The organism is Streptomyces sp. NPDC044003 (genome assembly GCF_056435185.1).
Window position 1 is genome coordinate 299947 of record NZ_JBWKFA010000006.1, and the last position, 13254, is coordinate 313200.

Annotated in this window: 14 protein-coding genes; 12 read left to right on the forward strand and 2 right to left on the reverse strand. The window is 72.9% G+C overall.

Going from position 1 to position 13254, the window contains the following annotated elements; translation table 11 throughout:
- The first annotated feature begins 104 nt into the window (after window positions 1-104).
- Window positions 105-644 carry a YbjN domain-containing protein gene (locus tag AC07AW_RS24810; RefSeq protein ID WP_478817633.1) on the forward strand — a complete coding sequence of 180 codons (540 nt, stop codon included), beginning with the start codon at window positions 105-107 and terminating at the stop codon, window positions 642-644.
- A gap of 24 nt (window positions 645-668) precedes the next feature.
- On the opposite strand, the gene AC07AW_RS24815 is transcribed toward AC07AW_RS24810, so the two are convergent.
- Both AC07AW_RS24815 and AC07AW_RS24820 read right to left on the reverse strand, forming a co-directional pair.
- Window positions 669-1913, reverse strand: coding sequence for a hypothetical protein (locus tag AC07AW_RS24815; RefSeq protein WP_478817634.1), 1245 nt, complete (start codon window positions 1911-1913; stop codon window positions 669-671).
- A gap of 98 nt (window positions 1914-2011) precedes the next feature.
- Window positions 2012-3193: a pyridoxal phosphate-dependent aminotransferase gene (locus tag AC07AW_RS24820; protein ID WP_478817635.1), complete on the reverse strand. Its 1182-nt coding sequence runs from the start codon at window positions 3191-3193 to the stop codon at window positions 2012-2014.
- A gap of 121 nt (window positions 3194-3314) precedes the next feature.
- Between AC07AW_RS24820 and AC07AW_RS24825 the strand changes: the two genes are divergently transcribed.
- The 11 genes from AC07AW_RS24825 to AC07AW_RS24875 all read left to right on the forward strand — a co-directional run bounded on the left by AC07AW_RS24825 (window position 3315) and on the right by AC07AW_RS24875 (window position 13246).
- A complete protein-coding gene (locus AC07AW_RS24825; RefSeq protein ID WP_478817636.1) occupies window positions 3315-3572 on the forward strand; it encodes a hypothetical protein in 258 nt (85 codons plus the stop codon).
- Between the two features lie 52 nt (window positions 3573-3624).
- Window positions 3625-3837 carry a hypothetical protein gene (locus AC07AW_RS24830; protein ID WP_478817637.1) on the forward strand — a complete coding sequence of 71 codons (213 nt, stop codon included), beginning with the start codon at window positions 3625-3627 and terminating at the stop codon, window positions 3835-3837.
- Window positions 3838-4054: 217 nt separating this feature from the next.
- Window positions 4055-4573 carry a DUF2617 family protein gene (locus AC07AW_RS24835; protein WP_478817638.1) on the forward strand — a complete coding sequence of 173 codons (519 nt, stop codon included), beginning with the start codon at window positions 4055-4057 and terminating at the stop codon, window positions 4571-4573.
- Between the two features lie 75 nt (window positions 4574-4648).
- Window positions 4649-6358 carry a polyamine aminopropyltransferase gene (locus AC07AW_RS24840; protein WP_478817639.1) on the forward strand — a complete coding sequence of 570 codons (1710 nt, stop codon included), beginning with the start codon at window positions 4649-4651 and terminating at the stop codon, window positions 6356-6358.
- A 93-nt stretch (window positions 6359-6451) separates the two neighbouring features.
- Window positions 6452-7255, forward strand: a complete 804-nt coding sequence (locus AC07AW_RS24845; protein ID WP_478817640.1) for an SRPBCC family protein — start codon at window positions 6452-6454, stop codon at window positions 7253-7255.
- Window positions 7256-7455: 200 nt separating this feature from the next.
- Window positions 7456-8241 (forward strand): aldose epimerase family protein, encoded by a 786-nt coding sequence (locus tag AC07AW_RS24850; RefSeq protein WP_478817861.1) that lies wholly within the window; start codon window positions 7456-7458, stop codon window positions 8239-8241.
- Between the two features lie 10 nt (window positions 8242-8251).
- The gene (gene pyrE / locus AC07AW_RS24855) at window positions 8252-8800 is read left to right on the forward strand and encodes an orotate phosphoribosyltransferase (protein ID WP_478817641.1); all 549 of its coding nucleotides are present in this window, start codon (window positions 8252-8254) and stop codon (window positions 8798-8800) included.
- 234 nt (window positions 8801-9034) lie between these two features.
- Entirely contained in the window at window positions 9035-10057 is a 1023-nt protein-coding gene (gene fbaA / locus AC07AW_RS24860) for a class II fructose-bisphosphate aldolase (protein WP_478817642.1), read from the forward strand.
- A gap of 60 nt (window positions 10058-10117) precedes the next feature.
- Entirely contained in the window at window positions 10118-11287 is a 1170-nt protein-coding gene (locus tag AC07AW_RS24865) for a MalY/PatB family protein (protein WP_478817643.1), read from the forward strand.
- 42 nt (window positions 11288-11329) lie between these two features.
- Entirely contained in the window at window positions 11330-12817 is a 1488-nt protein-coding gene (locus AC07AW_RS24870) for an MFS transporter (RefSeq protein ID WP_478817644.1), read from the forward strand.
- Between the two features lie 15 nt (window positions 12818-12832).
- Window positions 12833-13246, forward strand: coding sequence for a DUF3151 domain-containing protein (locus tag AC07AW_RS24875; RefSeq protein ID WP_392159410.1), 414 nt, complete (start codon window positions 12833-12835; stop codon window positions 13244-13246).
- The last annotated feature ends 8 nt before the right edge of the window (window positions 13247-13254 follow it).

The following is a 13254-nucleotide window of genomic DNA, read 5'->3' on the forward strand; positions in this document are numbered from 1 at the left end:
ATGTCAGCTGGCAGCGGATCTTGCCGCTTCCGGACCGGCGGGGCTTGCCACGTACCGCCCGGCATGGGGGAGGATGGCGAGCATCCGTACGAAGGGAAATAACGGTGAGCATCGACCCGTCCTCGATTCCGAATTTCGGGGGCCAGCCCCAGCCTCAGGCCGCAGGACCGGCGGGCCCCGTCGTCCCCGACCAGGACCTCGTCAAGCAGCTCCTCGAGCAGATGGAACTCAAGTACGTCGTCGACGACGAGGGTGACCTCGCGGCGCCGTGGGAGGAGTTCCGCACGTACTTCATGTTCCGCGGCGAGGGCGAGCAGCAGGTCTTCTCGGTGCGGACGTTCTACGACCGCCCGCACGACTCCGAGGACCGCACGAAGATCCTCGACGCGATCGACGACTGGAACCGCCGCACCCTGTGGCCCAAGGTCTACACGCACCTGCACGAGGAGGAGGACGGCTCCGCCACCCTCCGCCTCATCGGCGAGGCGCAGATGCTGATCGGCACCGGCGTCGCCCTGGAGCACTTCGTGTCCTCCACGGTCAGCTGGGTCCGCGCCTCCATCGAGTTCGACAAGTGGATCGTCGAGCAGTTCGGCCTGGAGTCCCCCGAGGAGAAGGCCGCGGGCGACGACGAGGAGGCGTAAGCCCCTTCCCGCGCCCCCGGCGGCTCAGATCGCCATGCGCGCGAGCGTCAGGGCGTAGGCCCCGTAGCAGCACGAGAGCCCGGCCAGGGCCGCGACCACCAGGATCGCGGCCCTCGGCCGGGCTTTCGTCAGTGCCGCCGCGAGCGGGAGCAGCAGCGGGAAGGCCGGCAGCAGGAAGCGCGGTTTCGACTCGAAGAAGCCCGAGCCGCCGACGGCGATGACCACCAGCACCGCCGTGTAGGCGAGGACGGGCGGCGGCGGCCGCTCCCCGCACACGAGGAGCGCGAAGAGCAGCACCCCGGCGCCGGTGATGAGCAGCGCCATCGCGAACCCGAACTGCGTCGGGCCGCCCAGCATGTCCCGTACGAAGACGAGCGCGCCCTTCCCGAAGTCGAAGCGGGACGTCCAGCCCTTCTGCACGGCGAAGTAGCCGCCGAGCGGATCGCCGCTGCGGACCCCGACCCAGAGCACGTACGAGAGCCAGCCCGCCGGTGCGAGCAGGCCCGCCGCCCACACCCGCGGCCCGGACCGGCCCCGGGTCCGCCACAGCGCGCAGCCGACGGCGGCCAGGACGGCGGCGGCGACCGCGACCCCGTTCGGCCGGGTGAGCCCGGCGAGGCACGCGAGGGCGGCCGCCGACAGCCACCGGCGGGTGAGCAGGGCGTACAGCGCCCAGGCGGCGAACGCGGTCATCACCGGCTCCGTGTACGCCATGGTCAGCACGATCGAGTGCGGCAGCAGACCCCACAGCAGGACGAGCACGGTGGCGGTCCTGCGGCCGGACAGCCGCTCCCCGACCAGGTAGACGCCCCCGGCGGCGGCCCCGGCGGCGAGCCAGGACAGCAGCAGCCCGGCGGTGCCCCCGGCGACGGGCAGCACGGTGGTCACGGCCCGGACGAGCGCCGGGTAGAGCGGGAAGAAGGCCAGGTCGTTCAGGACCATGCCGTGGGCGCCGGGCAGGACGCGCCCGTAGCCGTGCGCGGCGATCCCGGCGTACCACTCGGAGTCCCAGGAGGTCGCGAGGAGCGCCCGCGGCGAGCGGCCGGAGTGGTGGGCCCACAGGGTGAGGACGAGCAGACCGGTGAGCCGGGCGGCGGCGAAGAGCCCGAGCGCGGGGGCCGCCCGGCGCAGCGCGCTCCGGGGCGGCCGACGGTCGAGGGGGCCGTTCCGGACCGCGGCCGGGGGCGCCGGGCGGTCGAGGGTCTCGGCGGACAGGGTGCACCTCCGGGCGCGGGAGGTCCCGCTCGGGCGGGAGGGCGGACCGATCATTACCGGTAGATCGGTCTACCCGACGATCGTCCCGGCACCCGGAGGGCGCGCGCGCCACACCCCCACCCGGCCGAACGGCCGGGGCGGGGCGGGGCGGCTCAAGCGCTGAGGGCCTTGAGGCGCGAGACGGCCTCCTCCAGGACCTCGGTCCGCTTGCAGAAGGCGAAGCGGACGAAGGGGGCGCCGGCCTCGCGGTGGTCGTAGAAGACGGCGTTGGGAATGGCGACGACGCCGGCGCGCTCCGGGAGGGAGCGGCAGAAGGCGAAGCCGTCGGTGGCGCCGAGGGGGCGGATGTCGGTGGTGACGAAGTAGGTGCCGGCCGGGCGGTAGACCTCGAAGCCCGCCTGCGCGAGGCCCTCGCTCAGCAGGTCCCGCTTGGCGCTCAGCTCGGCGCGGAGGCCGTCGAAGTAGGCGGCGGGGAGGCGCAGGGCCTCGGCGACCGCGTACTGGAAGGGGCCCGAGGAGACGTACGTGAGGAACTGCTTGGCCGAGCGGACGGCGGAGGTCAGCCCGGGGCTCGCGGTGATCCAGCCGACCTTCCAGCCGGTGAAGGAGAACGTCTTGCCGGCCGAGCCGATGGTGACCGTGCGCTCCCGCATGCCGGGGAGGCTCGCGATCGGCAGGTGTGCGGCGTCGTCGAAGACCAGGTGCTCGTACACCTCGTCCGTGACGACCAGCAGGTCCCGCTCGATCGCGAGCTCGGCGACGGCGGTCAGTTCGGCGCGGGTGAGGACCGTGCCGGTGGGGTTGTGCGGGGTGTTGAGCAGGATCAGCCGGGTCCGGTCGGTGACGGCGGCCCGCAGCTCGTCGAGGTCGAGGACGTAGCTGCCTTCGTGGGGGCGGAGGGTGACGGGGACGCGGGTGCCGCCGGCCATCGCGATGCAGGCGGCGTACGAGTCGTAGTACGGCTCCAGGGCGATCACCTCGTCGCCCGGTTCGACCAGGGCGAGCAGGGCCGCCGCGATCGCCTCGGTGGCGCCCGCCGTGACGAGGACCTCGGTGTCGGGGTCGTACGCGAGGCCGTACCGCTCCCGCTGGTGGTCGGCGATCGCCGTCCGCAGCTCGGGGATGCCGGGGCCGGGCGGGTACTGGTTGCCGAGGCCGTCCCGCAGCGCGCGGACCGCCGCCTCCCGGATCTCCTCCGGGCCGTCGGTGTCGGGGAAGCCCTGGCCGAGGTTGATCGACCCGGTCCTGGCGGCGAGCGCGGACATCTCGGCGAAGATCGTCGTCCCGAACTCGGCGAGGCGGCGATTGAGCAGCGGTCGTGTCATGACCGCCATCCTGGGGCCAAGCTCTGGACTTGCTCAAGTGCGCTTTGACGGGTGACCGGAGCGGGGATCGCCCTGGCATGGACATCGCATTCTTCATCCTCGGGATCGCGGCCGTACTCGCGTTCGGGGTGTGGCTCATCGCGAGCGGGATGAGGGGGACGGGCGGGACGAGGCGCGGGAGCGGTGGGGGCGACAGCTGGTGGGCGGGATCGTCCTCCTCGTCCTCCTCCTCTTCCTCGTCCTCCACCTCCTGCTCCTCGTCCCCGTCGTTCTCCTGCTCCAGCTCCTCGTGTTCGAGCTCCTCGTGTTCGAGCTCCTCGTGCTCCAGTTCCTCCTGCTCCAGCTCCTCGTGCAGCTGAAGCTCTGGACTCGCTCAAGTCGGCTTTGACGGGGTGTCGGACCGGGCATCCCCCTCGCACAGAAGAACGGGGGTAGTGCAGATGGAATTCGTGATCTTCATCGTCTTCGCGCTGGTGGTGATCGGACTGTTCTCCGGCAGCCGGAAGGGCAAGGGGAAGCGGCGCGGTGGGCGCAAGGGCGGAGGCTGGGCCGACGGCGGCGGCGGCGGGAACGGCGGCTGCAGCAGCTCCTGCGGATCGGGCGGCTCCTGCGGGTCCGGCTGCGGCGGGGGTGGCTGTGGTGGCGGCAGCTGACTGAACAAGTGAACTGTTGGGTCCCCGAAGGGGTTGGAAAACACAGCAAGTTGGGTAAAAACGCTGCGAGTCGCCCGGCGTCCGTGGTTCTCTCGCTCCTGACAGAGACAGCCCTCGGACCGTGTGTGGACCCGAGCCGGCGATTCCCCACTCCCGTAGAACCCTTCTCCGGGGCGCCCCCGGCCCACCCGTCAAACCGTGTTTGCGGAGCCGACCCATGCTCACCACCCTGAAGACCTCCTACACCGATACGCGCGCGGCCGATCTGGCCTGGGCCCTCGGGCGCGAGCCGCTGCCCGCGCTCGCCGTGCTCGATCTCGAACTCTCCGGAGCCAAGCTCCAGTTGAGGCTGCTCGGCGCCTCCCACCAGGTCCTCCTGGAGGAGGAGGGGCGCCACTGCTCGGAGACCGTGGCCTGCATGCCCGGCAGCAGCACCCCGCTCCCGCTCGGCGTCTCCAAGCGCGTCGGCGAATGGGAGTACGAATTCGCGGCGCGCGTCGAGACGCTCTCGCAGGGCTCCTTCGCGGGCCGTGCGCAGGAGCTCCTCGCGCTCGTCGCCGACCATCCCAACGGGCTCGCGGGGACCTTCCCCGGTTCCCCGCACGCCTTCACCGCGATGCTGGCGCACCGTCACGAGGGGCAGCTGCGGTGGCGCACCTGGCACGCCTACCCGCAGGAAGGGCAGTTGGTGGTGACCAGGACCCGCATCGGCGTACGTATGCCTGCAACGCTCTGATGCGCCCTCCCGGAGCGCCATGTGCACTCGTGTGGGTGACAAGGGGTGTGACAGTCGTGACGTAGCGTTACGGACATGATCGAGCCGACCGTGACCATGCCGCCCAAGCGGGTGCGCCGGCCGCCCCCGCGGCGGTCCGTGCGGCCACCGCGCGAGGCGGTGCGGTTCCCGGTCCTCGCGGTCGTCTTCGTCTGCGCCGCCTGCGGCCTGGTCTACGAGCTGGAACTGGTCGCCCTCGCCTCGTACTTGATCGGCGACTCGGTCACCCAGGCCTCCGTCGTGCTCTCCGTGATGGTCTTCGCGATGGGGGTCGGCTCGCTCCTCGCCAAGCGGCTGCACGGCCGCGCAGCCGTCGGCTTCGGCCTGCTCGAGGCCGGACTCGCGCTGGTCGGCGGCTGCTCGGCGATGGTGCTGTACGCCTCCTTCGCCTGGCTCGGCGAATCGCGGTACGTGCTCGTGGCGTTCTCGCTCGCGATCGGCGTGCTCATCGGCGCCGAGATCCCGCTCCTGATGTCGCTGATACAGCGGGGACAGGCGGCGCGGCCCGATCGGGCCGCGCGCACCGCCGGCTCCGGGCGGGCCGGGCGACAGGGCTCGCTCGGGGAGCGGGACGACGCCGCGGGGACGGTCGCCGACCTCTTCGCCGCCGACTACGTCGGTGCGCTCGTCGGCGGCCTCGCCTTTCCCTTCCTGCTGCTGCCCTGGCTCGGCCAGCTCACCGGCGCGCTCGTCACCGGCGCGGTCAACGCCGTCGCGGGCGGCGGCCTCGTGCTCTGGGTGTTCCGCCGCGACCTCACCAACCGGTCCCGGGCCCTGCTCCTCGCCGTGAACCTGTGCGTCCTGACCGTCCTCGCCACCGCGACCGTCCTCGTCGACGACTTCGAACAGGCCGCCCGCCGGGCCGTCTACGGGGACCGGGTGCGGGTCGCCGTCCACACCGAGCTCCAGGAGGTCGTCGTGACCGGGGGCCGGGAGGAGCCGCCCGACCTCTTCCTCGACGGACGCCTCCGGGTGGCCGGCCGGGACGAGTACCGCTACCACGAGGCGCTCGTCCACCCCGCGATGAACGGCGCCCACGCGCGCGTCCTGATCGTCGGCGGCGGCGACGGCATGGCCGCCCGCGAGGTCCTGCGCTACGCCGGGGTCCGCTCCGTCACCGTCGTCGAGCTCGACCCGGGGGTCGTCCGCCTCGCCCGTACGGACCCGGCGCTCGCCACGCTCAACGCCCAGGCCTTCCGCGACCCCCGCGTCCGTGTGGCCTACGCGGACGCGTTCCGCTGGCTGAGGGGCGCCGCCGATCGTCTGCAGGAACGGTACGACGTGGTGATCTCCGACCTCCCCGACCCGGGGATCACCCCCAGCACCAAGCTCTACTCGGAGGAGTTCTACGGCCTGGTGGCCCGGGTGCTCACCGAGTCCGGACGGTTCGCCGTGCACGCCGGATCGGTCACCGACCGGCCCCGCACCTACTGGACCGTCGACGCCACCCTGCGCGCCGCCGGATTCGCGACCCGGCCGTACAGCGCGAGCGGCCGCACCCCCGGCTTCGCCGCCGGACCCGACCGCGCCGACCGCACCAGCGGCACGGAGCGGGGGCCGAGGGACTGGGGCTTCCTCCTGGCCGTACGGGGCGAGCGGCCGCCCGCCCTCCGCCTCGCCCCCGACGCGCCCCGGCTGCGCTCGCTCGGCGCCGGGACGCTGGAGAGCGCGGCGCGCCGCGCCGAACGGACCCGGGGCGCCGCACCGCCGCCCTCGACCCTGGTGCACCCCCGGTACGGAGCCTGACCCGTCTGCCGGGCCGACCCGTCTGCCCGGCCGACCCGTCTGCCGGGCGCAAAGAGGCGACGTCGCGCCCCGCCCTGAGTAGGCTCGGCTTCCATGGAGCATGAGGTGTTCGTTCCGGTCCCGGCCGAGGCCCTGCGCGCGACGCTCACGGACCCGGCCCGCGTGGTGCGCTGCGTGCCCGGCCTCCAGCGGGACGCCGACGCGGAGGCCGGGCCCCTCACGGGCCGGCTGAAGGTGCGGGTCGGCGGCAACACCATCACGTACCGGGGCACCCTGCGGGTCGTCGAGCGGGACGGTGCCATCACCTACGAGGGCGAGGCCACCGAGGCCCGGGGCAAGGGCTCGGCCGAGCTCTCCCTCACCGTCGTCCTCACCCCGGTGGCCGAGGGGACCAGCCTGAGCTTCACCGGCGCCCTCACGGCGGTCGGCCGGCTCGCCGACGCGACGGACGAGGCACGCGCCACGGCGGGCGTCCGACTCCTCGACAAGTTCGTGGAAGCCCTGGCCGTGCTCTCGGAGGAGCCCGCGGCTCCCGAAGAGGCCACGGACGACGACGGGGTCGACGACGGGGTGGAGGAGCCGTCCGCCCGGAGCGCGGTCCTCGACGCGCCCGTGCCGCCCGCCTCCCTCGACCCGCTCCTCGACGAGGACTTCGCCGACACCCCGATCGAGTTCCCCGCCCCGCAGCCCGCCGCCGAGGCCGCCCACGCCCGCCGGACCATGATCGGGCGGAGCGCCGAGGAGGTCGACCACGCCCCGCCGCGCGGCCGTTACGCCCCCGTCCCCGCCCCCGAGGCGACGAGCGCCGGCGCCACCCTGCGCTGGATCGCCCCGGCCGCCGCCCTCGCCCTCGCCTCGGCCGTCGTCGTCGGCCGGGCCCTGCGCCGCCGCCGCTGAACCGGCCCCATCGGCACTAGGGCCTGTCTGGCCATTCCCGTCGGGTCCGGGTCGTCCGGCACGCACGCTCGCCGCACGGCCGAACCACCCAAGTAGCTCCGCTACGAGGGCGCCTCGGCCGCACGCCGATCGCACGCACCGGACGACCCGGCCTGATCCGACGCGAATGGCCAGACAGGCCCTATGGTCGGGGCGTGAGCATGCAGACGCGACTGACGGCGGGCGACGCCGAGTTGACCATCAACCCCGACCACGGCTGCCGGATCGAGAGCCTGCGCATCGCCGGCACCGAGGTGCTGCGGCAGGGCGAGCGGTACGGAAGCTTCCCGATGGTGCCCTGGTGCGGGCGGACCGAGAACGGCCGCTTCCGCAACGGCGCCACCACGCACCAGCTCCCGGTCAACGCCGCCCCGCACGCCATCCACGGCACCGTGCGGGACATCCCGTGGAAGACCGCCCGGACCTCCGCGACCGAGGCCGTCTTCACCTGCGAGCTCGGCGACCCCTGGCCGTACAAGGGCAGGGTCACCCAGGTCTTCGAGCTGTCCGAAGACTCCCTCACCCTCCGCTTCGGCATCGAGACCTACGACGACTCGTTCCCGGCGCAGGCCGGCTGGCACCCGTGGTTCCTGCGCAACCTCGGGCAGGGCGGTCAGGACGTACGGATCGACTTCACGCCCGCCTGGCAGGAGGAGCGCGGGGAGAACCACCTCCCCACCGGCCACCGCATCGACCCCCTCCCGGGCCCCTGGGACGACTGCTTCGGCATGCCCGCCGGTGTCGACGTCACCCTCACCTGGCCGGAGGAGCTGGAGCTCAAGGTCGCGAGCCGCGCCGAGTGGGTCGTGATCTACGACGAGCCCGCCGAGGCGGTCTGCGTCGAGCCGCAGTCCGGCCCGCCGAACGGCCTCAACACCCATCCGCGCCTGGTCACCCCGATCGACCCCCTGGAGGTCGAGAGCACCTGGAGCTGGCGGCGGCTTTAAGCTCGTGGGCATGACTGACGTACGCGCTGAGCTGCTCCAGCAGATCAAGGACAAGGCCGTGGTGCACGGCAAGGTGACCCTCTCCTCGGGTCTGGAAGCCGACTACTACGTGGACCTGCGCCGGATCACGCTGGACGGCGCGGCTTCGCCGCTGGTCGGCCAGGTCATGGTCGAACTGACCAAGGACCTCGACTTCGACGCGGTCGGCGGCCTGACGCTGGGCGCCGACCCGGTCGCGACGTCGATGCTGCACGCCGCCGCCGCGCGGGGCGAGCGCCTCGACGCCTTCGTCGTCCGCAAGGCCGCCAAGGCCCACGGGATGCAGCGCCAGGTCGAGGGTCCGGACATCAAGGGCCGTCGCGTCCTGATCGTCGAGGACACCTCCACCACCGGTGGCTCGCCGCTGACCGCCGTCGAGGCGGCGCGCGCGGCCGGCGCCGAGGTCGTCGCCGTCGCCACGATCGTGGACCGGGCCACCGGAGCCGGCGAGAAGATCAGCGGCACGGCGGGCGTTCCGTACCTCTACGCCTACGCGCTGGACGAGCTCGGCCTGGCGTAAGGCCCGGCGTAACCGCCGCGAAGTCGTGACTTAGGTCCCGGACCCCCGCCAGAACGGTCCTGACCTGCGTTTTTACCTGAGGGCGGGGTGTTTCACGTGAAACACCCCGCCCTTCGGCATGCCGCGCCCGTGGGAGCCCGCACAAGAGTCTGGAAAGATGGGCCGCGACGATGACGTCGCCCCTAGGTCAGGGACAGCAACGCACACACCCCGCACATCACAAGGAGCGGACGAATGCCCATCGCAACCCCCGAGGTCTACAACGAGATGCTCGACCGGGCGAAGGCAGGCAAGTTCGCCTACCCGGCCATCAACGTGACCTCGTCCCAGACCCTGCACGCTGCGCTGCGCGGCTTCGCGGAGGCCGAGAGCGACGGCATCATCCAGATCTCGACCGGCGGTGCCGAGTTCCTGGGCGGTCAGTACAACAAGGACATGGTCACGGGCGCCGTTGCCCTGGCCGAGTTCGCGCACATCGTCGCCGCGAAGTACGACATCACGGTCGCCCTCCACACCGACCACTGCCCGAAGGACAAGCTGGACGGCTACGTCCGTCCGCTGCTCGACATCTCCGCCGAGCGCGTCAAGGCCGGTCAGAACCCGCTGTTCCAGTCGCACATGTGGGACGGCTCCGCCGAGACCCTCGCCGACAACCTGGCCATCGGCCAGGAGCTGCTCGCGAAGGCCGCCGCCGCCAAGATCATCCTCGAGGTCGAGATCACCCCGACCGGTGGCGAGGAGGACGGCGTCAGCCACGAGATCAACGACGAGCTGTACACCACCGTCGACGACGCCATCCGCACCGCCGAGGCCCTCGGCCTGGGCGAGAAGGGCCGCTACCTGCTCGCCGCGTCCTTCGGCAACGTGCACGGCGTCTACAAGCCGGGCAACGTCGTGCTCCGCCCCGAGCTCCTCAAGGACCTCCAGGCGGGCGTCGCCGCCAAGTTCGGCAAGGCCGACCCGTTCGACTTCGTCTTCCACGGCGGTTCGGGCTCGACGGCCGAGGAGATCGCCACCGCGCTCGAGAACGGCGTCGTGAAGATGAACCTCGACACCGACACCCAGTACGCCTTCACCCGCCCGGTCGTGGACCACATGTTCCGCAACTACGACGGTGTCCTGAAGGTCGACGGCGAGGTCGGCAAGAAGTCCACCTACGACCCGCGCACCTGGGGCAAGCTGGCCGAGGCCGGCATGGCCGTCCGCGTGACCGAGGCGTGTGCCGCGCTGCGCTCGACCGGCACGAAGCTGAAGTAAGCCTGTGAGCGACGGGCCCGGCCACCTCCTCGGGTGCCGGGCCCTCGTCATGTCTGGAGGATGACCGTGGCGTACGACTTCGACCGGGAGATAGACCGGCGCGGGACCTCGTCGGTCCAGTGGGACGGCATCGCGGATCGCTTCGGCGTCTCCGATCTGCTGCCCTTCACCATCTCCGACATGGACTTCGCCTCCCCGCCGGAGGTCCTCGGGGCCCTGCGCGAGCGCGTCGACCACGGCGTCTTCGGCTACACGGACTGGCGGCTCGGGGAGTTCCGGGAGGCGATCCGCCACTGGTACGCGAGCCGGTACGGCGCCGAGATCGACCCGGAGACGCTGGTGTACGCGCCCTCGGTGCTCTCCCAGCTCTCCCAGCTCCTCCAGATGTGGACCGCCCCCGGGGACGGCGTGGTCGTCCACACCCCCACGTACGACGGCTTCCGCAAGGCCGTCACCGGGCTCGGGCGCGAGCTGCGGGGCGTCCCCGTCGGCGACCCGGAGGCCCTGGAGCGGGAGCTCGCCCGGCCGGACAGCCGGATGCTGCTGCTCTGCTCCCCGCACAACCCGACCGGCCGGGTGTGGACGGAGGAGGAGCTCAGGGGCTTCGCCGAGCTGGCCGAGCGGCACGGCGCGGCCGTCGTCAGCGACGAGATCCACGCCGACCTGACGACCGACGGCCACCGGCACATCCCCTGGACCCGGATCGCCGAGCCGGGCCGGGGCCGCCGCTGGGCCCTGGTCACCTCCGGCACGAAGGCCTTCAACTTCCCGGCGCTCTCCGGTTCGTACGGCATGGTCGGCGACCCTGACGAGCGCGTGGCCTTCGTCCGCCGCATGGAGACCGGCGAGGGTCTCGCCTCGCCCGCGGTGCTCTCCCTGACCGCCCACGTCGCCGCGTACCGGCAGGGCGCTCCCTGGCTGGACGAGCTGCGCGGGTACGTGGCCGGGACGATGGACATGCTCCGCAAGCGCCTCGCGGAGGGCCTTCCGGAGGTCGGCTGGGCGCCCCCGCAGGCCGGCTATCTGGCCTGGATCGACCTGCGGCCGCTCGGGGTCGACGAGACCCGGCTCCAGGAGGAGCTGGTCTCGGTGGAGAAGGTCGCGATCATGCCGGGCGGGGTCTACGGCACGCCCGGCTTCGTCCGGCTGAACGTCGGCTGCCCCCGGAGCAAGGCCGAGCGGGGCGTGGACGCGCTGGTCAGGGCGGCGAACCGGCTGCGTACGGCCTGATCCCGGCGCGCGAGGGCCCCCGCTTCGCGGGACCATGCAGGCATGGGTGCGGGTGCGGGTGCGGGCGTGCGGGACGTGCGGATGGCCTCGGCTTCCGGCCGGTGGATCGTGTTCACCACGGTCCTCGGATCCGGGATGGCGCTGCTCGACTCGACCGTCGTCAATGTCGCCCTGCCGCACATCGGCGAGGACCTGGGGGCCGACCTCGCCGTCCTCCAGTGGACGGTCAACGCCTACATGCTGACCCTGGCCGGGCTGATCCTGCTCGGCGGCTCGCTCGGCGACCGGTACGGGCGGCGGAAGGTCTTCGTCCTCGGCGTGGTCTGGTTCGCCCTCGCCTCCCTGCTGTGCGGGCTCGCGCCGAACGCCGGGGTGCTGATCGCGGCCCGCGCCCTCCAGGGCGTCGGCGGGGCGCTGCTCACCCCCGGCTCCCTCGCCCTGATCCAGGCGAGCTTCCACCCGGACGACCGGGCGCGGGCCGTCGGGCTCTGGTCGGGCTTCGGCGGTGTCGGCGCGGCGATCGGGCCGTTCGTGGGCGGCTGGCTGGTGGACGGTCCCGGCTGGCGGTGGGTGTTCCTGCTGAACGTGCCGCTCGCCGCGATCTGCGTACCGGTCGCCCTGCGGCACGTGCCGGAGTCGCGGGACGAGACCGCGCACGGCCGCTTCGACGTGCTCGGCGCGGTCCTGGGCGCGGCGGGGCTCGCGCTCGTCACGTACGCGCTGATCGGCGCGGCCTGGTGGGCCGGGGTGGCCGGGGCGCTGGTCGGGGCCGGGTTCGTGCTGGTGGAGCGGCGGCGCGGGGAGCGGGCGATGGTGCCGCCGTCGATCTTCCGCTCGCGGCTGTTCGTCGCGGTCAACCTGGTGACGCTGTGCGTGTACGCGGCGTTCGGCGGTTTCTTCTTCCTGGCGGCCCTCCAGCTCCAGGTGGTCTCCGGCTACTCAGCGCTCGGTGCCGGCATGGCCCTGCTGCCCGCCACCGTGCTCATGCTGCTGCTGTCGGCGAAGTCGGGGGAGCTGGGGGAGAAGATCGGGCCGCGGATCCCGCTCACGGTGGGGCCGCTGCTGTGCGCGGCGGGGATGCTGCTGATGCTGCGGGTCGGGGAGGACGCCTCGTACCTGACGGATGTGCTGCCGGCGATGGTCGTCCTCGGTCTCGGCATGACGACCCTGGTCGCCCCGCTGACCGCGACCGTCCTCGCCTCGGTGGACGTGTCCCGGGCGGGCCTCGCGAGCGGCATCAACAACGCGGCCGCCCGCGCCGCCGGGCTGATCGCGGTGGCCGCGCTGCCGCTGCTCGCCGGGATGGGCCCGGAGGCGTACCGCTCGGCGGAGGAGTTCGGGGACACGTTCCGGCGGGCGATGCCGATGTGCGCGGGGATCCTGGTGGTGGGCGCGGCCCTCGCCTGGACGACCATGAAGACCCCGGCCCCGGCGCCGGGCTGCCACCCGGAGTGCAAGGTCCACTGCGGGGTGCAGGCCCCGCCACTCGACCCGGGGCAGCGGGACGCGGCCCCTGGTCCGGGCTCCTGAGGCAGACTGGGGCCCATGGCCATCCACGAGAACCTGCTGGGGGGACCGGCCCCCACCCACCTGCCCGACGAGCCGGGGCCGCGCGAGCTGCTCGCGAGCGGTGCGGCGCCGGCGGACGTCGCCGCGAAGTACCCGACCTCCTCGCTCGCCTGGGCCCGGCTCGCCGACGACGCCTACGAGCGCGGCGCGGTCGTCGAGTCGTACGCCTACGCCCGTACCGGCTACCACCGCGGCCTGGACGCGCTGCGCCGCAACGGCTGGAAGGGCCACGGCCCGGTGCCGTGGGAGCACGAGCCGAACCGCGGCTTCCTGCGCGCGCTGCACGCCCTGGCCCGGGCGGCCGGCGAGATCGGCGAGAAGGACGAGTACGAGCGCTGCACGACCTTCCTGCGGGACTCCTCGGAGACCGCGGCGGAGACGCTCGGCTGACGTTCCCG